Below are 25,996 nucleotides of genomic sequence, written 5' to 3'. Positions count from 1 at the left end.
ACCGGTCATATTTTTAATGGGTCCAACGGCAGCAGGAAAAACAGCGCTTGCTATTGAACTTTGTCAGCATTTAAATACCGAAATAATCAGCGTCGATTCAGCCTTAGTATATAAAGATATGGACATTGGTACAGCTAAGCCAAATGCGCAAGAGCTGGCATTAGCACCACATCACCTAATTGATATTATTGATCCTGCCCAAAGTTACTCAGTGGCAGATTTTCGTCGCGATGCGATTGAAAAAATTGATCAATTTCATAAACAAGGTAAAGTGCCGGTGCTGGTAGGCGGTACTATGATGTATTTTAAATCACTGATAGATGGTTTATCGCCGCTTCCTGAGGCTTGCCCTAAAGTGCGTGCTGAGCTTGAAGCTCAGGCGAATGAGCATGGTTGGCCAGCACTGTATAAAGAGCTTGTAGAAGTAGACCCACAAGCGGCAGAAAAAATGAGCGAAAACGACTCTCAACGTATTAATCGTGCTTTAGAGGTTTATCGTTTAACGGGTAAAACCATGACAGAGCTGCAAAAAAGTAAGCAGCCCAATTTACCTTATACGTTTTACCAATTTGCTATCGCACCGGATGATCGGGCTGATTTGCATGAACGTATTGCACAAAGATTTAAAATAATGCTTGATGAGGGGTTTGAAAAAGAAGTTTCATCCCTATATCAACGTAAGGATTTACACCCAAACTTACCTTCTATTCGTTGTGTAGGTTATAGACAAATGTGGGATTACATTGCTGGCGAAACTGACTATGATGAAATGGTGTTTCGCGGTATCGCAGCAACTCGACAACTTGCAAAGCGTCAGTTGACGTGGTTGAGAAGCTGGCCCAATGTAACTTGGTTAACTACGGGTGATGAAGAAAACTTGCAACGTGTTGTAAGTTCGCTAAGCTAGTAGTAGTTGAATGTTTTTTAGCTTTGTTAAATGAGTTCAGCCACTTAATTATAATAACACCTAGAACGAAGGATAATAACATGGCAAAAGGCCAATCGTTACAAGACCCATTTTTGAATGCGCTACGTCGTGAGCGTATTCCAGTATCAATCTTTTTGGTAAATGGCATCAAACTACAAGGTAAGATTCAGTCATTTGACCAATTTGTAATTTTACTAGAAAACACCGTTAACCAAATGGTGTACAAACATGCAATTTCTACAGTTGTACCTGCTCGTGCAGTAAACTTCCAAGGTGTTCAAGGAAGTGAAGAAGGTGAAGAGCAGGCTGAACCTGGAAATTTTTAAATTAGGAGCGTAATGCTTGTTTGACCGTTATAAAGCCGGCGAACAGGCAGTCTTAGTTCATATTGACTTTCCTCAAGAAGGAGATCGTGAAGATCTTCATGAACTGGAAATGTTAGTATCTTCTGCTGGTGTTAGCAGTTTGGCGGTTGTGCAAGGCAGCCGTCAAGCACCACATCCGAAACTATTCGTCGGTAGCGGTAAAGCAGAAGAAATTGCTGAGATTGTCAAAATCCACAATGCAGATGTCGTCATATTCAACCATCAACTCAGGCCATCACAAGAGCGCAATTTAGAACGCGTTTGCCAATGTCGTGTACTTGATAGAACGACCCTTATTTTAGATATATTTGCCCAACGCGCACGTACCCATGAGGGTAAATTGCAAGTTGAGCTGGCGCAGTTGCGTCATATGTCGACCCGATTGATCCGAGGCTGGACTCACCTTGAGCGCCAAAAAGGCGGTATAGGCTTACGTGGGCCTGGTGAAACTCAGCTCGAAACCGATAGACGTTTACTGCGAGTGCGTATTCAGAGCATTCGTGCGCGTTTACAAAAAGTAGCGGTACAACGTGAGCAGGGCCGCCGTGCCCGTAATCGTAACGAAATTCCAACAGTGTCGTTAGTGGGTTATACCAATGCGGGTAAATCTACATTATTTAATCGTATTACTGATTCGGATGTTTATGCGGCCGACCAGTTGTTTGCAACACTCGATCCAACTCTTCGTAAGCTTGAGATTGGCGATGTTGGCTCAGTGATTTTAGCGGATACCGTTGGTTTTATTCGCCACTTACCTCATGACTTAGTGGCTGCCTTTAAAGCAACATTGACGGAAACCCGAGAAGCCGATTTACAGCTACATGTTGTTGATGTAGCCGATGGGCGTCGCAAAGAAAATATAGAACAGGTACAATCGGTACTAAAAGAAATTGAAGCCGATGAAGTGCCCCAATTACTGGTTTATAATAAAATTGATGCACTAGAAGATGTTGCACCACGTATTGATCGTGATGATGAAGGTGTGCCAATTAGAGTATGGTTGTCTGCGCACAGTGGTGCTGGTTGCGAGTTATTATCTGAAGCAATCAGTGAATTACTGGCGAAGAAAATGTTCGCAAACACAGTTAAATTGGCACCCCAATACGGGCGCCTGCGTGCTGCGTTATTTAACTTAAATGCGGTGCATGAAGAAGATTATGATGAGCAAGGGCAGTGGTTATTAACCACTCGTATGCCAATGGTAGAATGGAACAAATTAAAGAAAGAGTTTGGTCCAGAAATTGACTCATTTATTGTATAAAAGTAAAAATCTGCTACACATCGTCGTTTTTAGTATGAGAATGGTCGTATATTTGGTAGATTTAACACAATTACCTAAATTATTTAGATAACAATGGAGTATAGCTATGGCCTGGAATGAACCGGGTAATAATGGCAATGACAAAGATCCGTGGAACAAAAAAGGCGGACGTGATCAAGGCCCACCTGATTTAGACGAGGTGTTCCGTAAGTTCAGCAATAAGTTTGGTGGCTTGTTTGGCGGTAATAAATCCGGCAAAGATGGCGGCGGGCTTGGTGGAGCAGGGCTTTCGTTCGTGCTTATTATTGCTGTTATTGTATGGGCATTAAGTGGTATCTACACTGTTAAAGAAGCCGAGCGTGGCATTGTTTTACAGTTTGGCAAATATGATCGCATTGCAGATCCAGGTCTACGCTGGAAAATGACCTTTATTGAAACGGTTATTCCGGTTGATATTGAAGCAGTACGCTCATTACCTGCATCAGGCTTTATGCTAACTGAAGACGAAAACGTAGTAAGCGTTGAGTTTGAAGTGCAATACCGTGTTATTGACCCACATCTTTATAAGTTTAGCGTAACCGATGCGGATCACAGCTTACAACAAGCGCTTGATAGTGCTTTACGTTATGTTGTCGGTCATTCAAAAATGGACCAAGTACTTACCCGTGGTCGTGAAGAAGTACGCCAGCGCACGTGGGATGAACTAAATAAAATCATCGAACCTTATAACCTAGGCTTAATTGTAACAGACGTTAACTTTAAAGATTCTCGTCCGCCAGCTGAAGTTAAAGATGCGTTTGATGACGCCATTGCTGCACAAGAAGATGAAGAACGTTTTATTCGTGAAGCCGAAGCGTATGCTCGTGAAATTGAACCGCGTGCTCGTGGTCAAGTTACACGTATGACGCAAGAAGCGGAAGGTTATGGCGAACGTGTTATTTTAGAAGCGCAAGGTGAAGTAGCTCGTTTTGAAAAGTTACTGCCACAATACCAAGCCGCGAAACAAGTAACCCGTGAACGTTTATACATCGATACTATGGAAGAAGTGCTAGGTAGCAGCTCTAAAGTACTGGTTGATGTTGAAGGTGGTAATAACATGATGTATCTACCACTTGATAAAATCATGGAAAAACAAGGTACAGCTACACGCGTAGCGTTACCTAGTTCAAGTGATATAAACGACTTACGTAATAAAATAAACACATCGCGCAATAGCACAGTGAACTCAAGTTCAGACCGCTTTGCTGCTGATCGCTTTAACGACGGGAGATAAGCGTAATGAAAAACTTTAGTTTAGTTCTATTATTAGCTGCCGTTGTATTGTCATTTTCGTCAGTATTTGTGGTGCCTGAAGGGCAAAAAGCAATTGTAATGCTTTTCAGTAAAGTACAAAAAGACAGTGATGACAACGCGATTGTGTACAACCCGGGCTTACAGTTTAAAGTACCTTTCTTTAGCCAAGTACGTCGTATTGATGCGCGTATTCAAACTTTAGATGGTGCTCCGGATCGTTTTGTTACTAGCGAGAAAAAAGACTTAATCGTCGATTCGTTCGTGAAGTGGCGTGTAAATGACTTTAGTGCGTTTTACTTACGTGCACGTGGTGATAAGCAATACGCTGAAACACTGCTTAAGCAAAAAGTAAATAACGGCTTACGTACTAACTTTGGTTCGCGTACTATTCGTGAAATTGTATCAGGTGAGCGTAGTGAGCTAATGGAAGAAGCATTAGTTCAGGCCTCTGAAAGTGCGCAAGAGCTAGGTATTGAAGTACTTGATGTGCGTGTTAAGCAAATTAACTTACCATCAGAGGTGAGCAACTCGATTTACCAACGTATGCGCGCAGAGCGTACTGCAGTGGCAAAAGAGCACCGTTCTGAGGGTCAAGAAAAAGCGGAAACAATTCGTGCAGAAGTAGATCGCCGTGTAACCGTAATGCTTGCTGATGCAGAGCGTAATGCTCGTTCAGTACGTGGTGAAGGTGATGCACAAGCCGCTGCTATTTATGCCAATGCTTATAATAAAGACGCTGAGTTCTTTAGTTTTGTACGTTCATTAGAGGCTTATAAAAAGACCTTTAAAGGCAAGCAAGATGTAATGGTGTTATCACCAGACAGTGACTTCTTTAAATATATGAAAGGGGCTGCTGCGCAGTAATCTCTTCTTATCATATAGACCAAATCCAAACCCTGTGTATGCAGGGTTTTTCTTTTAGTAAAACGAATTTTTATGAATAACTTAATGTTATTCAACCAGTTAATTTTTATTCTGGGTGATGCATTGTGCGTGCGCAGAAAAAATAACCTAAACGGGGTGATCTTTGCCCTCATTTTCTGGTAAAATCTCGTCCTAATTTTTTCTAAGTGAATTTACAATGGGTAAAAACGTTGTTGTATTAGGCACCCAATGGGGTGACGAAGGTAAGGGTAAGGTAGTTGACCTCCTTACAGACAAAGCATCTTTAGTAGTTCGTTACCAAGGTGGCCACAATGCTGGGCACACTTTGGTGATCGGCGGTGAAAAGACGGTTTTACACCTTATTCCATCGGGTGTATTACGTGACAATGTTAAGTGTGTGATTGGTAATGGTGTTGTTGTATCACCTGAAGCGCTAATGAAAGAAATTGGCATGCTTGAAGAACGTGGCGTACCAGTACGCGAGCGTTTATTGATCAGCGAAGCATGTCCGCTAATTTTGCCTTTCCACATCGCATTAGATGTAGCCCGTGAAAAAGCACGTGGCAATAAAGCTATCGGTACTACGGGTCGTGGTATTGGTCCAGCTTATGAAGATAAAGTAGCCCGTCGTGGTTTACGCATTGGTGATTTATTCAACCCAGAATTATTTGCTGCAAAACTGAAAGAAGTATTGGAATACCATAACTTCACATTAGTTAACTACTACAAAGTAGATGCAGTTGATTTCCAACAGACTTTTGATGATGCAATGGCGGTTGCAGATATCCTTAAAGCAATGGTTGTTGATGTTACTGAATTACTTGATCAGACTCGTCTTGCTGGCGACAACATCTTGTTTGAAGGTGCACAAGGTACATTACTTGATATCGATCACGGTACTTACCCATATGTAACTTCGTCTAATACTACCGCTGGTGGTGTTGCTACAGGTGCAGGTTTTGGTCCATTAAACCTTGATTACGTACTCGGTATTATCAAAGCATACACCACGCGTGTAGGTTCAGGTCCTTTCCCGACAGAGCTTTACGACGGTGTTGATAAGCAAGATGAAGTGGGTAAGCACTTAGGCACTGTAGGTCATGAATTTGGCGCTACAACAGGTCGTTTACGTCGTACAGGTTGGTTAGATGCAGTGGCTATGCGCCGCGCGGTTCAAATCAACTCAATTACTGGTTTCTGCTTAACTAAACTAGACGTACTTGACGGTTTAGAAACGCTTAAGATCTGTACTGGCTATAAGCTTGAAGATGGCACTGTTACTAACGTAACACCGCTTGCAGCTGAAGGTTATGAGAAAGTAACACCAGTGTATGAAGAAATGCCAGGTTGGTCTGAAAACACAGTCGGCGCGACGTCTGTTGATCAATTGCCACAAGCTGCGCTTGATTACATCAAACGTATCGAAGAAATCACAGGTGTACCTGTTGATATTATCTCTACCGGTCCAGATCGTGTAGAAACTATGGTATTACGTAGCCCGTTTGCATAACTACTCATAGAACTAAAAAAGCTGCCTAGTGCAGCTTTTTTTGTGTCTTTATTTCAATATGGAACGATCTTTGTATAAACTTTATTAAGATAGTTCTAATTTTAAAGTGACCTAAATGCGTTTGTTATCTTGTATATCATTAGTGGTGGTATCAATGCTGCCTATAAGTTATGCCAAAGCAGATGAGCCGTTAACGGCAGTGCCTTTGTATACTGAAACAGAACTATTGGCACTGATCAATAAAAACGCTCATTTAGCGCGAGTGAAGGCAGATGATTGCCAGTTGGTACAAGATATCGAAGCGCGAGCCAATAAAATGGCACTACCGTCATATCAGTTTTTATATGGCGATATGCTTGCTTATGCGGTATGCGTGGATCGTAATGTTGAGCTGGGTGTTTATTATATGCGCCAAGCTGCAAACCAAGGTTTGGCAGCAGCATTAGAGCAACTTGGTCGCTATTATGATATTGGTCGTTTAGTGCAAAAAGATAAAGCGATGGCAATTACCTACCTACGTGAAGCATCAGCGCAAGGAAACTTAAAAGCTCAGTTACGGTTAGTTAAATTGTTTAACGATGGCTTTGGTAGCCCGCGAGATTATGAAGACGCCTACCGATGGTTATTTCATGCCATGGTTGCTGACCAAGCAACTCACAAAAAAATAGAGCGGGCGTTAACTCAATTAGCTCAAAAAATGCCTGACAGTGTCGTTGCGCGGGCGCGTTTACCGATGTAATGGGAGCTAAAAATTTTTTAGCTCAGCCATGATATACCTTCTATAGTTTATCATTTAACAAGCTTAACACTTACCCAATATTGTGATGGTATATCATATCTAAATTGTTGATTTTCATAAATAATAAATCTTTTCTTAACCTTGTTGTAATTGATAATAACAGTAACCTTCATAAACCCTGTCTACTATTTACCCGCACATACACTTATCCCGATAGCGGGTTAACGATTCTATCAATAACATAAAGACGGAATTTAAAATGAAAATCAATAAAATTGCGACTGCAATTGGTTTTACATTGGCGCTGTCTGCAGCAGCAAATGCAGCTGTTTTACCGCAAAGCCAAACGCAAAGCCAATGGTACGAAAGCGCTCAAACTACACTGGCAACAAAGCAAAGCCAAGCCCAAGGTGAACAACTAACTAAAGCTAAAAATGTCATCTTATTTGTTGGTGATGGTATGGGTGTTTCAACACTAACAGCTGCACGCATTTTAGCAGGCCAACGTGATGGCCAGCTTGGTGAGGAAGGATTACTTAGCTTTGAAGGGTTTCCTTACTCTGCACAAGTTAAGACCTACAATGTTGATGCGCAAACACCGGATTCAGCTGGCACCATGACAGCTATGGCGTCAGGTATTAAAACCGATGTCGGTGTTATTGGTGTAAATGAAAATATTGAACGTGGCGATTGCTCAACTGTGTTTGGCAATGAGCTTATTACCACAACTGAGCTTGCTGAAATTAAAGGCTTAGCAACGGGTGTAATTTCAACTGCGCGTATTACCCATGCAACTCCTGCTGCAACGTATGCAAAATCTGCAGATCGAAATTGGGAAGATGTGTCAGATATGCCTGAGGATGCTGTTGCTGCAGGTTGTGAAGACATAGCCTCACAGCTGGTAAACTTTGAGAAAAACCTCGAAACCCGCTTTTTAGGCACCGATGTTGATGGTATTGACGTTATCATGGGCGGTGGCCGTCGTCACTTTTTACCAAAAGACGCGGCGTTTAACTCAACTGATGCAGTCAGTGCTGTAGAAGGCGATCGTACTGATGAGCGCGATTTAACTGCTGAATGGCAAGCAAACTATCCTGACGGCCAGTATGTGATGGATAAAGCCGGTTTTGATACGTTATCAGCAGATACTAACCAAGTTTTAGCCTTGTTTAACGAATCGCATATGCAGTACGAAGCAGATCGTGCAAACGATGTTGCTGGCGAGCCGTCGCTTTCTGAAATGACAGCAAAAGCTATCGATATTCTAGATAATAACGAAAAAGGCTTCTTCTTAACCGTTGAGTCTGGTCGTATCGACCATGCGCATCACGCAGGCAATGCTTACAACGCATTAAATGACACTATTGAGTTTGCTAAAGCTGTTCAAGCTGCGGTTGATAGTACTAACCCTGAAGAAACGCTTATTTTAGTGACTGCCGATCATAGCCATGTATTCACCATCGCAGGCTACCCAAAACGTGGTAATCCAATCTTAGGCAAAGTGGTTGCAGTTGGTAGCGAAGAGCCAAGTCTTGCGTCAGATGGTATGCCTTATACCACTGTAGGCTACACAAATGGCCTAGGTTATAGAGATTTGGGTGACGAAACGGATGCTGATGCTGCTTACAGCGAAGGCCCAGTCGTAGGACGTGTAGACTTAACTGCTGTTGATACTAATTCAGCTGGTTTCCACCAAGAGGTGACAGTACCACTTGGCTCTGAAACACACGCTGGCGAAGACATTACTCTTCATGCTAAAGGACCTGGTGCACAACTAGCTCAAGGCGTAGTAGAGCAGAATGTGATTTTCCATCTAGTTAATCAAGCACTCGAACTAATTGAACAATAATGGCGGCTAACATGAAAAAATTAAACCTATTATCTCTAGCGGTTGTAGTTGCATTAGCTGGCTGCTCAGACGATGACGATAACGACTATAAAACACTGGTTGTGAATAACACTCTACCAGTTGGCTCAGAGCAATGTGTTAACGGTGGTAATGAAAAGCTTGAAGGTGAAGACAGCAACCGAAATGGTGAGCTTGATAGCGACGAAGTGCTAGAAACAACCGTTACCTGTAATGATCCAGCCACGTCTTTAACACCACAACAGTTGGTTAACTTATCAACAAACCAATGGTTTAAAGATGCGAAAGTTAAAGTAGCAGAAAATCAAGATAACATTGCTGAAATCATTAAAGAGTCAGGCAAAGCTAAAAACGTTATCTTATTTGTTGGTGATGGTATGGGGGTTTCTACTGTCACTGCCGCGCGTATTCTTGCCGGTCAGCTTGAAGGTAAAATGGGTGAAGAGCACGAATTGAGCTTTGACACTATGCCGTTCTCAGGCTTTGCTAAAACATATAATGTGGATGCGCAAACTCCGGATTCAGCGGGTACTATGACTGCGATGATCTCGGGTGTTAAAACTGATGTGGGTGTTATCGGTGTTGATGAAGACATTGAATATGGTGATTGCTCAACGGTTGCAGGAAATGAATTAGTAACAGCAACAGAACTTGCTGAAATTAACGGCCTTGCAACGGGTATTGTGTCAACTGCGCGTATTACACATGCAACGCCTGCGGCTACGTTTGCTAAATCAGCCAACCGTAACTGGGAAGATGTGTCTGACATGCCTGAAGATGCAGTGACTGGCGGTTGTGAAGATATCGCATCACAATTAGTCAACTTTGAAGCAAACCTAGAAGCACGCTTTGATGGCCTTGATGTTGATGGTCTTGAAGTGGTAATGGGTGGCGGTCGTCGTCACTTTTTACCTAAAGATGCAGCGTTTAACTCAGCAGATGCTGTAAGTGCCGTTGAAGGCGACCGCACCGATGAGCGTAATCTAATCACAGAATGGCAAGCTAAGTATCCAACCGGTCAATACGTAATGGACCAAGCTGGATTTAATAACTTAGACACAGAAACAGCGACTCAGGTGTTTGCTTTATTTAATGAATCTCACATGCAGTATGAAGCTGACCGCGGTAATGATATTGCTGGTGAACCATCATTATCAGAAATGACTGCTAAGGCCATTGACATGTTAGACAATAACGACAAAGGCTTTTTCTTAACTGTGGAGTCAGGTCGTATTGACCACGCGCACCATGCTGGTAATGCATACAATGCGTTAAATGACACCATTGAACTGTCAAAAGCAGTGCAAGTGGCCATGGATAAAACCAGTATCGAAGACACGTTAATTATTGTTACAGCGGATCACAGCCATGTATTTACTATTGCAGGTTACCCTAAACGTGGTAATCCAATTTTAGGTAAAGTGGTTGCCGTAGGTAGTGAAGAACCAAGTCTTGCTGCTGATGGCATGCCATATACAACAGTTGGTTATGCTAATGGCTTAGGCTTTAGAGATTTAGGTGACGAAACCGATGCTGATGCAGCATATTTTGAAGGTCCTGCCGCGGGTCGTTATGACTTAACATCTGTTGATACAACAAGTGCAGGTTTCCACCAAGAGGCGACAGTCCCTCTTGGCTCAGAAACTCACGCTGGTGAAGATGTGGGTGTGTATGCAATTGGTCCTGGTGCTCACCTTGTTACCGGTACTAACGAGCAAAGCTACTTGTTCCATGTTATGGACTACGCGGCTGACCTTGTTAAAAATGCCGATGCAAAGCTAGCAAACTAAGCGACGCTTATAATAATTTTAAGAGCAACTCGCCCGAGTTGCTCTTTGTCATAAATCTGCCAAAACAACGCTATACAGTAATAGCGTTATCTAATTTGAAAAAGAGAACCCCGTGAAATTAGCAATTTTGACTTTGGCGCTATTGAGCCCATTAGCCAGTGCTGCACAGTGCACTATTGATAACCAATACATGCAGGCAAGTTATCAAGTAACTCAGAAGCAGGGAGCTGCGCAAGTGACTGACACTCAGCAGTTCACATTATGGCGCACACCTTCGCAAGCTGCTCAGCAAGATCAGCAACTAGTTGAATTGTGGCAACAGTTAAGCAATAAACAACTGAGGCCTATTCGTTACTTTCCACAGGCCGAGCGCGGTATTGAATATCAACCATCGGAAGTGAAAGGGCAACAGAACTTTAGTAGCAAACAGCAATTAGTTAGTGATGAGTTACTGGCTCAAATGACGCTGCAAAGTGAGCACGGAGAAGGGTGCGATAAAATACAAAAATATACCTTAAAGCAAGCCGATACGACAATTGAAGTGTCATGGGCTGTGAACAAAAAGCTACTTGAGTCAATGCACATTACTAAACCGGTAGGAAGCCAAACCATTACTTTGCAATCGGTTAGTTTTGATAAGCAAAAAGTGCAACAGCAGTTTACTAACTGGGATAATTTTCAAACCACGGATTACGCCGATATAGGCGATAACGAAAGCGATCCGTTTTTAGCTAAAATGATTAACTTAGGTTTTATCGAACATAGTGCGACAGGTTTTTATGATGCCAATGGTAAAACATTGAGTGGTGGCCATAGTCATCATTAAAGAAAAGAGCGCATTTAGCGCTCTTCTCTATTGATGAGATTAAAATGCAAAGTCCCAATTAACGCTTAATACTCGGCCTGTGCCTGCAAAGTAGCGAGTAGCAGATGGGTTAGTTTGACCATAATAGGTGATATAAAATTCATCTGTTAAATTATCAACACCTAAGCTAAATGCACCATACTGCTGAGTTTGGTAGTTAACAGATAAATCAACAGTGGTGTAGCCGTCAAACTCTGCGCCTGTATTAAAGTCACGATCAAATAGCTTATTCGCCTGTAAACGGCTATTTACACTATTTGACCATTGTTGTTGCCAATATAAGTTTAAGCGTGTTGGCGATATATTACTGCCACCTAAATCGCTTTCTACCACACCATCGCTATTACCATCATATTGCCCGTTAGTATTCGCGTAGTTTGCACCAAACGTAGTGTCGTTGTTAAAATAATACTGAGCACTTGCTTCAAAGCCATCAATTTCAGTGCGCTCACGCTTTACACTATAAATACCATCACTATCAGCTTCTAAGCGAGAACCTAGATCTGAGTCTGACTCAAAGTAGCTAGCTTTAATGTTAAAGCTATCGTTGGCGTACTCGACACCTAACTCTCGATTATCAGATATAACGGGTTCAAGGTTTAAAAAGCTCTCTACAGATAAACCGGGCTGATTGATACCACGTAAAACACGTCCCACATCAGCCATACTAAAGCCTTCGCTATAGCTGGCGTAGAAACGTAGATCTTTCGTTACTTGGTAGACAATACCCACATTGCTTAAGAGCTCGTTAAAGCTAGGCTCGCCGCCTTCAACAAATTGGCTGCCATAAGAAGCAAGAGTAGTAAAGTCATCTACCTTTAACTTACCGTATTCGTAACGAGCACCTACGTTTAATGTCCAATCTTCAAAACCATCAAAACGAAGTTGTGCAAAAGGTGCAGCATTATTAAATGTTGTTTTAGGCACCCAGTTACGGCCTGTTTGAGCGAGTTCTTGGTATGTTTCGTCGCTAAGTAAGTCTAAACCTGTAACAAGGTCAAAGTTACTGCCAGCTAAGTTATTTTTGGCGTAGGTTAAGCGACTACCAAATTTTTGAGACTTATTTTGAGACTGGTCAAAAAGATCCTCGCCATAGGCTGGGTCTTGAAAAGTGCCAAAGTTACCCCCTCCATACATTGCTGCAAAGTCTTGCATAAATAATTGCCAAGCAAGTGTACCGCCAGCAATATCGCTGTGGTTGTAATCAAAAGTAAGAGTCGTTACTCGATTACGTGGAGCGTCACCTTCAATTTCGTCTTTTTGAGCTGTGGTCGGTAGCTCGTTATCAGGGTCGCCGCTAAGTGCAACGTAATCACCATTACCTTCTATATTGTAATGGTTGATCATCACTTGTAAGCTCTGAACAGAGTCGAGTTGATATTTAGCTTTTAAGAATAAATCAACGCTATTAGAGTCTTGGGTGTCACCTTGGCTACCATCAAGGCCAATTAAGTCACCATTACCGTCGCGATACATGCCAGTACTACGTGCTGAAACTCCACCAACTAGGCTTAAGTCATCTTTTTCCTGACTAAATAAATAGCTAGCCTTATAACTTTGGCTGTCACTGCCCCCCGATGTTGGCATACTAAAACCAGCACTTACTTGGTGGGTATTATCTGCGAGGGTTTTAGTTATAATATTAATAATACCACCACTGGCTCCCATTCCCTGAATCGCATTTGCACCGCTTATCACTTCAATACGCTCAATCATTGCAGGGTCAATCGTATTACCATCACGCGAACCATTACGTAGAGGGTTAGATTGTGGCACACCGTCAATCATATAAAGAGGCTCACGGCCTCGTAACGTTTCACCTGCACTGGTCATTTTTTGGCGACTTGGAGAAAAACTAGGTATTAAATTACCTAGAATTTGTGATAAGTCTTGTGTATGTGCCAGCTGCTTTGCAATGTCTTCTGCATTAATAACATTGATGGTGGCAGGTACAGTGCTTACAGGGGCTGTACTACGAGTTGTAGATACAGTAATACGTTCAATATCTGATGGGGTATTAGCGACGGCAGCTAAAGGGGTTAGTAAAAATGGTAAATAATATTTAATGCTCACGTTAATATCGCTATTTTATAGTAGTGGTAATTGTTCGTATTTATACATTTGTTTTTACTTGTTATCAACTAACCTTGCCTTTATTTTAAGGGGTGAGTGGGAACCTCAAGCCTCCACCTTTGCAAAAAATAGAATTTTCTATAAATTTGAGTAAGTAAACACCTTCGATTTAACTGGCAAAAAAAGTGTTCCTCCGTTAACTTTAATGTACCAACATCAAATTATGAGTGAACCATGAGTACTGAAAATACTAATCACCCACACGGGGTGTTTTGCTGGTCAGAGTTATGCACGCACAACTGGGCTGAGGGAAAGCGTTTTTACACCGAGTTATTTGATTGGGGCAATGATGATCAGCCAATCGGTGATGACTTATATTACACCATGTTGCAAAAGCAAGGTGATGATATTGCGGCCATGTATCAAATGCCTGAGGATCAACAAAGCTCGGGTATTCCCAGCCATTGGTTAGCTTATATTGCTGTTGATGATATTGATAACGTGGCTGAGAAAGCCAAGCAACTTGGCGCTGAAATTATTGCCGGACCGCATGATGTAATGGATGCGGGTCGTATGGTGCTACTCAATGAGCCGGGCGGTGCTTTATTTGCACTATGGCAAGGAAATAAGCATAAAGGATGTCAGCGCTTGGGTGAACTAAACACCCCTTATTGGCATGAGCTTGCTACCCGAGATAGTGCAAAAAGCCGTAACTTTTACTGCCAATTATTAGGTTGGGAAAGTGAAATTAAGCCAATGGAAGGCATGGACTACACCTTGTTTAAAGTCGCAGGTGAGCCGATTGCAGGTATGATTGAAATGACCGAGGAGTGGCCTGACGATATTCCTGCGCATTGGATGATCTATTTAGCCGTAGCCGATTGCGATGACACAGCAATAAAAGCGCAGCAACTCGGTGGCGAAGTGTGTGTACCACCGACAGATATCCCTGACGTGGGACGCTTTAGTGTGATCACAGATCCGCAAGGTGCGGTATTTTCAATTATGACTTCAGCAATGGATGATGTGAAATGCGGCTAGGTTGAGCGAGTATTTTATTGATTAACAAAAATAAGCGCTGCGGCGCTTTTTTTATTTTTATTTGCCCCAAGTTCTCAATTATACATTGTCTATTGGAGCTCATTTATGGCTAAGCACGTAGTTATCACAGGCGCAAATCGAGGAATTGGTTTAAATTTATGTCATCAATACCGAGCAAAAGGCTATCATGTTACAGCCGTTGTTCGCCAAGCAAGTGAAGAATTAAAAGCACTTGATGTAACGATCATCAGCAATATTGATGTTGCCAATGAGGGCGATATTGTTGCGCTGCAAAGCCAACTCCATGGCCATAAAATAGATTTACTGATTAATAATGCGGGGGTTTTTCACAATGAAAGCATTGCTGATATGGACTTTGCTGCTATTAACCAACAACTCGCGGTTAACGCTGTAGCACCAATCCGTGTCACACATGCGCTTATTCATAGCTTAGGTATAGATGCAAAAGTGGCGATGATCACTTCTCGTATGGGCTCTATTGCAGATAATGGTTCAGGTGGCTACATTGGCTACCGTATGTCTAAAGCGGCGTTAAATGCAGCATCAGTGAGTTTAGCGCATGAACTTAAAGATAAAAAAATCGCAGTGGGGTTATTTCATCCAGGCTTTGTACAAACTCAAATGGTCAACTTTGCTGGTGATATTTCTCCAGAGCAAGCGGCGGAGCGTTTAACACAACGTATCGATGAGCTAAACCTTGAAAACAGTGGTGGCTTTTGGCACTCAAATGGTGAAACGCTACCTTGGTAACAGCCTTAGCGTTACTATTTAACTAATGCAATAGTTGGTGGCTTAATGTCACTAACTGTTGAAATCTTTCGCGAATTTTGATCTTATTCTTTGCTATAATCGTACTATTAACAGTCGTATTTGAGAGCAGCACATGGAATTAGAGCAAGATAGCAACTTAACCCTACCGTTATTTCTTTTTGATGACACATTAAGTGAGCGTGATTTAGAAGTCCCCGATTTACAAATAACGATTACATTAGATGATGATCTCCTAACTCAGCTTTGCCAAAACCCAAGCGCAGACAGCAGTATTGGTATTACCCTTGCTGATTATCAACTTGAAGCGATTAATGAAAAGTACTCAACATTGGCTGAGGCCGAGCATTATGCGCAATTAACTCTCAGCCACGGCCCTTTACTTAGTGCAATGTTAAACGCTCAAGATGAGGCAACATTTGTATCCCCACAAATGGATATGATGCCGACATTTGACCTTGGTGATGAGGATGAGCAATAAATGAAAAAGTCATTTCTACTAAGTCTTATCATCATATTAAGTGGTTGTGCTTATTTAGGCGCAGCGCATTATGATGAATTATTTGGCCCTGAACAAACCCAGCAACGTATTGTTGAGCATAACACTGGCGCCGGAGCAGAGTTTTTACAACACGTACAACCGGTGCTCGATACTCGCTGTGTTGTATGTCACGGCTGTTATGATGCACCTTGCCAGCTCAAGCTATCATCGCCAGAAGGGATAGACCGTGGCCTGAGCAAAGAGTTAGTTTATGACGGCACACGCTTACTAGCATCGAACCCAAGCCGATTACTTTACGATGCAACTGATACCGCAGGCTGGCGTGAGAAAAACTTTTCACCGGTACTGAATGAACGAGCACAAACAGAAGAAGCAAATTTAGCGGGAAGCGTGCTCTATAACAGTTTAGTTTTAAAAATGAGTTCTCCTTTACCAGATGATGAAGTGCTGGGCGATGAGTTTGACTTTGCCCTTGATCGTTCTCAATCATGCGCCAGTATTGGTGAGTTTGAAAGTTTAGCGGATAGTCAACCACACGCTGGTATGCCGTATGGTTTACCGGGGATTTCCCGTAGTGAATTTAAACATCTAGAAAAATGGCTGAAAAACGGTGGTAAAATGGCGCATATTGCACCACCTAGCAAAGATGTTATTGCTCAGGCTCAGCGCTGGGAAAGCTTTTTAAATCAAGATAGTCTTAAGCACCAATTAACGGCTCGTTACATTTATGAGCATTGGTATTTAGCGCATATTTATTTTGTCCAAGATGGTGAAAAGAGTTTCTTTAAATTAGTACGCTCAAGCACGCCACCGGGCGAAGGTATTCAACTAATTAATACTCGCCGCCCTTACGACGACCCAAAAGTTGAACGCGTGTACTATCGCCTAATGCATGATCGTTCAACAATTCTTGCTAAAACACATTTACCATTAGCATTAGATGACACTAAGCTTGCTCGTTTATATCGACAGTTTATTGAGCCAGATTACCAAGTAACTAAAATGCCGAGTTATCAACCTGAGGTTGCATCTAACCCATTTAAAGTATTTGCCGCGATGCCGGTAAAGGCAAAATATCAATTTATGTTAGATGAAGCAGAGTTGATAATTATGGGCTTTATAAAAGGCCCGGTATGTCGAGGTCAAATTGCGCTCAACGTTATTAATGACCACTTTTGGGTGGCGTTTGCCGACCCAGATAAAGCCGCCACCCCGCAAGTAGAGCAAATGTTACTCCAGCATGAAGATGCGTTAGCTCTACCAGCGGCAGAAGAAAGTAATGCGTTGCCTATTTCTAGTTGGGTTAAATATTCAAAGCGTCAAAGCACCTACCTTGAGGCGAAAACAAAACTCGCTAATGAAATGTTTGAAAACAGTGAGCATTTAACTACAGATGTTTTATGGCGTGGAGAAGAAGTAAATGATAATGCCGCATTAACGATATTTCGTCACTTCGATAGTGCCACTGTTGTTAAGGGGCTTATAGGTCAAGAGCCAAAAACAATGTGGATACTCGATTATGCTTTGTTTGAGCGTATTCATTATTTACTGGTAGCGGGCTTTGATGTGTATGGCAATATTGGCCATCAACTAGTTACTCGTTTATATATGGACTTTTTACGATTAGAAGGCGAGCAAAACTTTTTAGCACTACTGCCTAAACAGCAGCGCAAAGAGTTAAAAGCCAATTGGTACCGTAAATCACCAACCAGTTTAACTAACTTCTTCAAAAGTGGAGAAAGCTTTAGTCTAGCTACTGGTATTGAGTACCAGACTCAAGATCAACAACATGAGTTATATGGCTTAATAAAGCAAACATTAAAGCCAGTATTAAGCCCTCGTTATGATTACACTCAAGTGCCTGAGCCATTGCAGCAGCTTAATAATATGCCAGCAAAAGCAGTTAATTTACTGCCACAAATCTCGTATGTGTTAGTGAAAGATGGTGACTCTGAGCATGAGGCATATACGCTAATTCATCATAATGCTCACTATAATATTTCAAGCTTGTTGAATGAAGAAGGCCAGCGTGCTTACGATGAAGATACGGTTACAATTGTGCCCGGCTTTATTGGCGATTACCCTGAAGCTATTTGGTATTTAAATAATCAGCAGCAAGTTGATGCTTTTGCGCAGCAATTACCGCAAATGAAAAGTGAGGCTGATTATAGAGCGTTAAAAGGGCAGTTTGCTATCCGTAGAACGCATCCTCAATTTTGGCAATACAGTGACCTACTGCATAATGTTGCAAAGCAATATCGTGGTATTGAATACGGATTGTTTGACTATAACCGTTTAGAAAACCGTTAATTGTCATTGCTCTAAATAAACCCCGTAAAATACGGGGTTTATTTTTTCCTAATAGAAAATGTCACTTTTTTACAGCTAAGCTACAATTAAGTAAATTAATTGATGGGTGTCCTATGTTACAAGTAATTGCTAATATCCGATCGCGATATCGCTTAGCTTTATTGGCTATTGCAATTCTTAGCACCGCTACCGCTTTGCTTCTTCAGTGGTTAATCTCAATTCAAAAAGATGATGCGCAAGTTATTAATATTGCGGGTAAACAGCGAATGCTCTCGCAAAAAATGGCTTGGTATGCAAATACGCTGCATCAATACAACTCACCACAGCACAGAGATTCGCTCCAGCAAGCGGCCAGTGACTTTAATGCTGGGCATTATTTTTTAACAAAAAAAAACGACTCTGGTGAGTACGAGCATCTAAATGATGCACTGATGAATCATTACTTTGCAGCACCAATAAATTTAGCTGAGCAGAGTGAACAATTTTATGCTGCAGTGAGTGTGTTTTTACAGTCAGGTACTGCTCATTTACTGCCTTCAGAGCTTCACATTAATGAGGTCGAATTACTGCTAACTAAGTTAGATCAAGCTGTAAGTTTATTTGAAAGCCAAGCAAAAGAAAAAATCACCCTAGTTTCATATATTGAGATCGGGTTTTGGTTATTAACTTTGGGCTTGTTATTGCTTGAATTGAAATTTATTTTTAGGCCTATGGAAGCCCATATAAAAACAACGCTCAATAAATACCAACAACAAAAACAGCATGCTGAACTCATCAGCCAAAATAAAGAGCGCTTTATAGCCAGAGCCAGTCACGAGTTTAGAACCCCATTGCAAGGGCTTGTAAATGCCATAGATGAGTTAGAAACAAGCTCAGAGCAAAAAGCACTTCAACAACAGGCACATTATTGTTCAAACAGATTACTCAATATATTAGATGAACTGCACGATGCGCAGCAATTAAGTTCAGGGCAATGGCAACTAGAGCCGACAAAAGACAATTTACTAAAGACCATTGAAGCGGTGCTGTTTTCATATCAGTTTTCTTTTAAGCAGCACAACTTACGCTTGATAAAAAATTTAGCAAATGAGCTCGATTGTGAAGTAGAGCTTGATCATCTGCGTTTACAGCAGGTGCTAAGTGAGCTACTCACCAATGCTCTTAAATTTACGCAAGTTGGGCAAGTTACAGTAACCGCATCTATGCCTAACAAGCATCAATTACTGCTATCAGTTAGCGATACAGGGACTGGGTTTGCAAGCCACTTCCCTTATTTATCGTCAGAGCATATAGCACAAGATAATCATTTTCAGGGGATGCAAATGGGGTTGGCGCGGGTGCAGCATATTTTACAGGCACAAAACGCGAGCATAGAGTTTATAGATCAACAACCAAGCGGAGCTCTGGTAAGTGTTGTGTTACCCATCCATATTACTGAACAGCAAAAAAACTTATTGCCGAATCAATTGCATTGCTTGATTGTTGAAGACAACCCGTTAAATGCCATGATCCTCGACGGTATTTTAAAAGGTATAAACTACACCACCGAACTGGCAGAAAATGGCCTAATAGCAACAGAAAAAGTAGTGCATGAGCAGTATGATGTGATATTTATGGACTTGAATATGCCAGTCATGGATGGCTTTAAGGCAATAGACACCATGCGCCAAGAGTTAAATTTAACCACTCCAATTATTGTTGTAACAGCTAACACCTCGCAGTCAGATTTAGAGCGCAGCTATCAGCTTGGCTCTAATGGTCATATCTATAAACCTATTAAAAGTGACACGATTAAAAAAGCCCTTATAGAGGTACTCGCAAAGGGCTAACCAAGGATAAGGTATTAGTGTTTTAGCTTTATATCACCGACACCAACTTCAACTTTTACCGTGTGAGTGCCATTACCAGAGTACTCGCTTTGTGAACTGACCATTTTACGACTGCTTTTAGCGGTATTTTTTAAGCCTGAGATACGGGTATCACCAACACCACTATCAAGATTTATATATTTGTAGTCGTCACTTTGGCTATCTATTCGAACTGCGCCAACATCTACTTCAATGTCTGCACTGTTGGCAAAATCATTAATCTCGATATCACCAACGCCTAAATCCACATTTACCGCTAAGCTACGTGGCATACTGACTAACCAAGTTTGTTGTACATCATCATTATCTAAAGTAAGCGTTAATTTATTAGCTGTTTGTTCGCTATCCAGCGTTAACTCATCAAGGTTGTCTGAGTTATCAAACCAGCCGTTACTTTTCTCTTCAAGCTCAATAGAGACTTTTATTTCATTTCCCTCGTGAGTATTAATTTCAAGACTGCCAACAGGAAAGCTAATATCAAGGCTTTGTTGACTGTCAATTGTGAAGCTGTGCTTAATTTCATGCTCGGATTTAGCGGTCGCAGCGGCACTTAAAAATGCAGCAAAAGCGGTGAATAATAAAATCTTTTTCATAACGTTACCTGTTGTGTGATTAGTCGTTTTTAGTTATTAGTTAGACGCAGCGGCTTTATAAATGGTTTAAACAGATATTAATTTATTTTACAAAACTAGCCAATTGCGATGTTGTCGGGTATTTTCAGTTTAAACAAAGTTAAAGAGAAATGCTGGTGGCGTTGATACAACTACAAGAAGTAACAGCTAAGTTGCAAGGTGAAGGGCAAAATAGTTACCAACTCAATAACCTAAACTGGCAAGTACAAAGTGGTCAACACTGGTTGTTAATTGGCGGTAATGGCGCGGGGAAGTCTGCCATTACAGCAGCTTTACTCGGTTATGCGCAGCTGATAGCGGGTGATAGACAGTGTACATTTGAGCGTATGGAGTTGGTATCATCAGATATGCAAAAGCAGCTAATTAATGCTGAGCTACTGCAAAATCAAGATGACATAACCGATGGCTTAATTGCAGCGAGGCTGGTAAAAGACATTGTATATGAGCACGCAGACAATGCCTTTTTTGATAAAGCTCTGTGTCAGCAATTGCTGGCGGCTTTTTCATTCGCCCCATTACTGACAAAGCGGCTACGTGCATTATCAACCGGTGAAACACGCAAACTTCTGTTGATCAAAGCATTGAGTAATCGGCCAGAACTTATAGTGCTCGATGAACCCTTTGATGGCTTAGATGCAGCCAGCACTGCGGCGCTTAATGTCATTTTAGCGCAACTTAGTCGCAGTATAACCATGGTATTTGTGCTGAACCGTTTAGATGAAACCCCTGATTTTATAAACAATTATGGTTACGTGGTTGATGGCCAATTACAACATCAATTAATGCAACCTAATCAAGCGCAACGAAACGATTTATTTAAACTACTGCACTTACAACACACCGATTTAACCATCCCTGAAAAAGATCCTGCAAACAGCACTGCGACGTTTGATGGTGAGGTGTTAGTAAAGTTACACCAAGCTAAAGTTAGTTACGCCGATAAAACAGTGTTTAATAATCTCGATTGGACCATTAAAGCCAAGCAACATTGGCAGCTTAGTGGTCAAAATGGTTCAGGCAAAACCTGCTTACTTAACTTGATCACCGGCGATAACCCACAGTGCTACAGTAACGATATTGAAGTGTTTGGCTTTAAACGTGGCACCGGCGAAAGCATTTGGCAGATAAAGCAGCATATCGGTTATATATCGAATGCTTTGCATATGGACTACCGAGTTAGTACGTCTGCGTTAAACACCATAGTGTCAGGCTTCTACGACAGCATAGGGCTTTATCAAAAAGCCAGCGACAGTGAAATTAATACCGCTTTACAATGGTTGCAGCTGCTAGGTTTAACTGAGCATAAAAATACTGCGTTCACACAGCTGTCTTATGGTGATCAGCGCATGTTACTGATTGCCAGAGCCATGGTGAAACACCCAACCTTACTGATTCTTGACGAACCTTGCCTAGGGCTGGATGAAGCAAACCGGCAACGCGTGCTGCTACTAATTGAAAAAATATGCGCCGCACAAAGCAGCACCGTGATTTATGTAAACCACCACGCCAACGACAAAATAGCCGGTATAGAACACTATTTAAAAATGGAAGATTTTAGGTAAGGGAGTGGCTAGGTTATAGGTGCTAGGCGCTAGGGAAAAAACAGAGCTCTCGGCGTTAAATTTACCGCCGTAGGTTGTGGTTGAGAGCAACGAAACCCAACAATGAATGTTTAAAACCAAAGCTGTATTGCTTGCTACCCCCAAGTTATGAAGTGAGGGCAAATAGAATGTGTAGCAACCTATTAAATCCACCTTTTTAGATTACATAAACGCTTGAGTTAAGTTACCTAAGCGTTTATGTCGCGCAATAGTGTTGCGGATAAGTAGGTTGTGCTTTAGCGCGTCAATCTAAATCCGTAAATGGTCGCCATAAATGACGACCTAGATTAGGGGAATTTATAAGCGGGTAACGGTTATACCTTGCTCTTTAAACTGTTTTAATAAACCGTGTTGCTCGGGTAAGTGCAGGGCGCCTACGGCGATAAATAATTGCTCTTGTGCTAGGCGTGGAGTGAGTTCTTCTACCCAGTTGTTGTTACGTTCAATCAGCATAACTTGCTCGCTGATTTCGCCGTAGTTACTGTCGTCAAAGCTCTCATTGTAATACTCGGTTAAAGTGTCCATATCGCCATTTTTCCATGCATCTACAAGCGTAATAAAATAAGTTTCAACATCGGCGAGTTGCTCAAAGGTTTCTTCTATCATTTCGTTACTAAGCAGTGACATATGGTTAAACATTTCCATTTGATACTCTAATGTTTCAAGTTCACCAATTTGCTTGTTTTTAGTTTTAGCGTAAGCAAGTACTTGCTTATCAATGCCTGTCTGATCTGAAAAACCTGCATTTTGAAACTCCATTTGCATCATGGTGACCATCACTGCCCACGGTGCAAGGCCGTCAAACATAGCTATATCAATTGATTTGTTACCAAAGTACTCTTTTAATTTGGCGTAGTTTTGCTCGGATAACTCGCCTTTTAGGGTTTTCCCGTTTTTAAGCATCATAAATGGCATGGAACGGCGCTGCATTTCCATTGGGCTAATTGCGCTGATATCGACCTCGACAATCACTTTATCTGTCGCATCAATCGCTTTGGTTACTTTACTCGGTAAACCTTTCATGCTGCTATCGCCAACATGTACAGTGCCAAATAAATACGATTTCACACTGTTTTTTTCAAGTTGCCAAAGGCCAGGCTCTGCATGCGTTGCAAAGCTAAGAGTGAGAAAAATTGCTAAAACAAAGTAGCTACTAATACGTTGTGCGAAGTTCATAATTATCCTTATTGCTGAGTTGCTAATGTAATAATATACCTAAGTGCCTTAATTAGGCGAGTAGTTGTTCGTTTATCGCGAGGATGATTTTATCCTTGATATAGCTTATTGCAGGTTTTATAGCTTAATTAAAATAAAAGTTTATAGCGATTGTGCTAAAAATGAATCAAACCACTAAACGAGTATTACTAGGTATGAATTATCAATAAATACACATATATGAAAACTTAATTCTTAATTTGGTATATATTGGATTTTTTAACCGACAAACTCGGGTGTTTTCTGGTTTTTTAGATTGTTTTTAGGGTTGACTTAGCACGGTCATCGCGGTACTAATAGATAAAGACAGCGGGGAAGCGAAATGCTCTTGCGCTTATTAAACAAATTTACGGTATTTATTACATGCTTACAAATGCACTAAACCTAGTCCTTATTAACATCGTGGTGATTATTATTACCGCGGGGGCTACTTAGTGCTTTAAATTTGTAAAGCATTAAAAAGCCCTCCGCACTTAACCAGTCGGGGGGCTTTTTAGTTTCAGGTTTAGAAAAAGTAATAGCACACAATGTCACTGAGGAATGGGGATTTATTAATGACAGGCGCAGAGTTAACAATCGATTTATTAGCCAAGCATGGCGTAAATGAAGTATTTGGTTACCCAGGTGGTGCCATCATGCCAATTTACGATGCCTTGTATGGCGCGCCAGTGAAGCATTATTTGACTCGTCATGAGCAAGGAGCCGGCTTTGCTGCTGTTGGTTTTGCTCGTAGTACGGGAAAGCTAGGGGTATGTTTTGCTACATCGGGCCCTGGGGCAACTAACTTAATCACAGCTCTTGCCGATGCGATGATGGACTCAGTGCCGCTTTTAGCCATCACAGGGCAAGTACCCACAGCTGCAATTGGCTCTGATGCTTTTCAAGAAATCGATGTATTAGGTATGTCGTTATCATGCACAAAGCATAGTTATATGGTTGAGCGAGCTGAAGATTTAGCTGAGATCTTACAAGAAGCCATGCATTTGGCGCAAAGTGGCCGTCCAGGACCTGTACTTGTGGATATTCCAAAAGACATTCAGCTAGCGCAAGTGCCTTTTCATCCTTGGCTTGCTGCGGACGACTACTTACCTCAGTTAGATCTAAACCAAGTGGCTATTGCTAATCAATTATTGAGTGAAGCAAAGCAACCTGTGGCGTATGTTGGTGGTGGCGTACAAGGGGCTGATGCACAAAGCGAGTTAATGCAATTTTTAGAAAAAACGCAAATGCCTGCTGTCTCAACACTTAAAGCATTGGGCAGTGTGTTACCTGATTATGAATACGACTTAGGTATGCTAGGTATGCATGGCGGCCAAGCTGCTAATTTAGCGGTACAAGAGTGTGATGTACTAGTATGTATAGGTGCTCGTTTTGATGACCGCGTTACTGGCAATTTAGGTAAGTTTGCGGCCAAAGCAAAGGTGATTCATTTAGATATTGATGCAGCTGAGGTGGGTAAACGAAAGCCCGCAAAAGCGTCACTCATTGCCGATTTAAAAACATCACTGCCGCAACTTGAATGCTTTGTCACACCGCAGCCTTGGCGTGATCACACCAAACAGATGATGATTAAACATGCGTGGCGTTATGATTACCCTGGTGAAAAAGTATTTGCCCCTTATTTGTTAAACCAGCTTAGTCAACGTATGCCTAAAACTGGCGTAGTATGTTGTGATGTAGGCCAACACCAAATGTGGGTTGCACAACATATGAAGTTTACTCACCCGAGTAACCACCTAAGCAGTGGTGGTGCGGGTACTATGGGCTTTGGTCTACCTGCTGCTATTGGCGCTCAAGTCGCGCGCCCAAATGATTTTGTGATCACCGTATCTGGTGATGGTTCAATCATGATGAACATTCAAGAGCTGGCGACTATTCGACGTAACAATTTACCGGTAAAAATATTAATACTAGATAACCAGCGTTTGGGTATGGTGCGCCAATGGCAAGAGCTGTTTTTTGATGGCCGCTACAGTGAAACAAATTTATCGGATAACCCCGATTTCGTGCAGTTAGCAGCCGTATTTGGCATTCCAGGACAAACAATTACCCACGCTAATCAAGTGGATGATGCCATTACAGCATTAGTGACTAGCACAGGCCCGTACATAGTACATGCCTGTATCGATGATAAAGAAAATGTATGGCCGTTGGTTCCACCTGGTGCCGCTAACGATGAAATGATGACGGAGAGTGCAAAATGAAACACAGTTTAACAGTTACTTTAAAAAATCAGAGTGTCGCCGTTGAGCGCTTTTTACGCGTAGTACGTCATCGTGGTTTCGATTTAACCCATTTTCAACTTAACTTGTCTGATGGCTACTATGAGCTAGATATGACCGTCGACAGCGACAAACCAATTTACTTATTAACTACACAGCTAGCTAAATTAATCGATGTAAAGCAAGTGACGCTGCAAAGCGTACCGCAGCAGCAAGCAATGTAGCTTAAAGAAATAAACA

Annotated in this window: 21 protein-coding genes; 18 read left to right on the top strand and 3 right to left on the bottom strand. The window is 41.7% G+C overall.

Annotated features, from left to right (window positions below; genetic code table 11):
- Positions 1-16: 16 nt before the first annotated feature.
- The 10 genes from miaA (at position 17) to NQT69_RS14675 (ending at position 11,464) form a co-directional block, all read left to right on the top strand.
- Positions 17-907: a tRNA (adenosine(37)-N6)-dimethylallyltransferase MiaA gene (miaA, locus tag NQT69_RS14720; RefSeq protein ID WP_256828543.1), complete on the top strand. Its 891-nt coding sequence runs from the start codon at positions 17-19 to the stop codon at positions 905-907.
- An 80-nt stretch (positions 908-987) separates the two neighbouring features.
- A complete protein-coding gene (gene hfq / locus NQT69_RS14715; RefSeq protein WP_087532705.1) occupies positions 988-1,254 on the top strand; it encodes an RNA chaperone Hfq in 267 nt (88 codons plus the stop codon).
- A gap of 16 nt (positions 1,255-1,270) precedes the next feature.
- Positions 1,271-2,554: a ribosome rescue GTPase HflX gene (gene hflX, locus NQT69_RS14710; protein ID WP_256828449.1), complete on the top strand. Its 1,284-nt coding sequence runs from the start codon at positions 1,271-1,273 to the stop codon at positions 2,552-2,554.
- A 106-nt stretch (positions 2,555-2,660) separates the two neighbouring features.
- On the top strand, positions 2,661-3,827 hold the full coding sequence (hflK, locus tag NQT69_RS14705) for an FtsH protease activity modulator HflK (RefSeq protein WP_256828448.1): 1,167 nt from the start codon (positions 2,661-2,663) through the stop codon (positions 3,825-3,827).
- Positions 3,828-3,832: 5 nt separating this feature from the next.
- Entirely contained in the window at positions 3,833-4,711 is an 879-nt protein-coding gene (gene hflC / locus NQT69_RS14700; RefSeq protein ID WP_256828447.1) for a protease modulator HflC, read from the top strand.
- Between the two features lie 217 nt (positions 4,712-4,928).
- Entirely contained in the window at positions 4,929-6,242 is a 1,314-nt protein-coding gene (locus NQT69_RS14695) for an adenylosuccinate synthase (protein ID WP_256828446.1), read from the top strand.
- 115 nt (positions 6,243-6,357) lie between these two features.
- Positions 6,358-6,981: a tetratricopeptide repeat protein gene (locus NQT69_RS14690; protein WP_256828445.1), complete on the top strand. Its 624-nt coding sequence runs from the start codon at positions 6,358-6,360 to the stop codon at positions 6,979-6,981.
- Positions 6,982-7,240: 259 nt separating this feature from the next.
- Positions 7,241-8,830 carry an alkaline phosphatase gene (locus NQT69_RS14685; protein WP_256828444.1) on the top strand — a complete coding sequence of 530 codons (1,590 nt, stop codon included), beginning with the start codon at positions 7,241-7,243 and terminating at the stop codon, positions 8,828-8,830.
- Positions 8,831-8,841: 11 nt separating this feature from the next.
- Positions 8,842-10,638 carry an alkaline phosphatase gene (locus NQT69_RS14680; protein WP_256828443.1) on the top strand — a complete coding sequence of 599 codons (1,797 nt, stop codon included), beginning with the start codon at positions 8,842-8,844 and terminating at the stop codon, positions 10,636-10,638.
- Between the two features lie 112 nt (positions 10,639-10,750).
- Positions 10,751-11,464 (top strand): hypothetical protein, encoded by a 714-nt coding sequence (locus NQT69_RS14675; protein ID WP_256828442.1) that lies wholly within the window; start codon positions 10,751-10,753, stop codon positions 11,462-11,464.
- A gap of 39 nt (positions 11,465-11,503) precedes the next feature.
- Here NQT69_RS14675 and NQT69_RS19580 read toward each other — a convergent pair whose 3' ends face one another.
- Positions 11,504-13,576, bottom strand: coding sequence for a TonB-dependent receptor (locus NQT69_RS19580; protein ID WP_256828441.1), 2,073 nt, complete (start codon positions 13,574-13,576; stop codon positions 11,504-11,506).
- Positions 13,577-13,810: 234 nt separating this feature from the next.
- Here NQT69_RS19580 and NQT69_RS14665 point away from each other — a divergent pair, with 234 nt between their 5' ends.
- The 5 genes from NQT69_RS14665 to NQT69_RS14645 all read left to right on the top strand — a co-directional run bounded on the left by NQT69_RS14665 (position 13,811) and on the right by NQT69_RS14645 (position 20,047).
- Positions 13,811-14,617, top strand: a complete 807-nt coding sequence (locus NQT69_RS14665) for a VOC family protein (protein WP_256828440.1) — start codon at positions 13,811-13,813, stop codon at positions 14,615-14,617.
- A 105-nt stretch (positions 14,618-14,722) separates the two neighbouring features.
- Positions 14,723-15,388 (top strand): SDR family oxidoreductase, encoded by a 666-nt coding sequence (locus tag NQT69_RS14660; protein ID WP_256828439.1) that lies wholly within the window; start codon positions 14,723-14,725, stop codon positions 15,386-15,388.
- 133 nt (positions 15,389-15,521) lie between these two features.
- Positions 15,522-15,887 (top strand): hypothetical protein, encoded by a 366-nt coding sequence (locus NQT69_RS14655; protein ID WP_256828438.1) that lies wholly within the window; start codon positions 15,522-15,524, stop codon positions 15,885-15,887.
- Positions 15,888-18,218, top strand: a complete 2,331-nt coding sequence (locus tag NQT69_RS14650; protein ID WP_256828437.1) for a fatty acid cis/trans isomerase — start codon at positions 15,888-15,890, stop codon at positions 18,216-18,218. It begins immediately after the preceding gene.
- Between the two features lie 113 nt (positions 18,219-18,331).
- Positions 18,332-20,047, top strand: coding sequence for a response regulator (locus tag NQT69_RS14645; RefSeq protein WP_256828436.1), 1,716 nt, complete (start codon positions 18,332-18,334; stop codon positions 20,045-20,047).
- A gap of 14 nt (positions 20,048-20,061) precedes the next feature.
- Here NQT69_RS14645 and NQT69_RS14640 read toward each other — a convergent pair whose 3' ends face one another.
- Positions 20,062-20,679 carry a hypothetical protein gene (locus NQT69_RS14640; protein ID WP_256828435.1) on the bottom strand — a complete coding sequence of 206 codons (618 nt, stop codon included), beginning with the start codon at positions 20,677-20,679 and terminating at the stop codon, positions 20,062-20,064.
- A gap of 155 nt (positions 20,680-20,834) precedes the next feature.
- Here NQT69_RS14640 and modF point away from each other — a divergent pair, with 155 nt between their 5' ends.
- Entirely contained in the window at positions 20,835-22,280 is a 1,446-nt protein-coding gene (gene modF / locus NQT69_RS14635) for a molybdate ABC transporter ATP-binding protein ModF (protein WP_372823298.1), read from the top strand.
- A gap of 336 nt (positions 22,281-22,616) precedes the next feature.
- On the opposite strand, the gene NQT69_RS14630 is transcribed toward modF, so the two are convergent.
- Entirely contained in the window at positions 22,617-23,495 is an 879-nt protein-coding gene (locus NQT69_RS14630; RefSeq protein WP_256828433.1) for a TraB/GumN family protein, read from the bottom strand.
- Between the two features lie 593 nt (positions 23,496-24,088).
- Here NQT69_RS14630 and ilvG point away from each other — a divergent pair.
- Positions 24,089-25,738: an acetolactate synthase 2 catalytic subunit gene (gene ilvG / locus NQT69_RS14625; RefSeq protein WP_256828432.1), complete on the top strand. Its 1,650-nt coding sequence runs from the start codon at positions 24,089-24,091 to the stop codon at positions 25,736-25,738.
- On the top strand, positions 25,735-25,980 hold the full coding sequence (gene ilvM / locus NQT69_RS14620; RefSeq protein ID WP_256828431.1) for an acetolactate synthase 2 small subunit: 246 nt from the start codon (positions 25,735-25,737) through the stop codon (positions 25,978-25,980). Before ilvG ends, ilvM begins: the two co-directional genes overlap by 4 nt.
- Positions 25,981-25,996: the final 16 nt, after the last annotated feature.

Origin of the sequence: Pseudoalteromonas shioyasakiensis, assembly GCF_024518675.1 — a bacterium.
GTDB lineage: Bacteria > Pseudomonadota > Gammaproteobacteria > Enterobacterales > Alteromonadaceae > Pseudoalteromonas > Pseudoalteromonas shioyasakiensis_B.
Note: the sequence above shows the minus strand (reverse complement) of the source record. Positions and strands in the feature narration are given on the sequence as shown.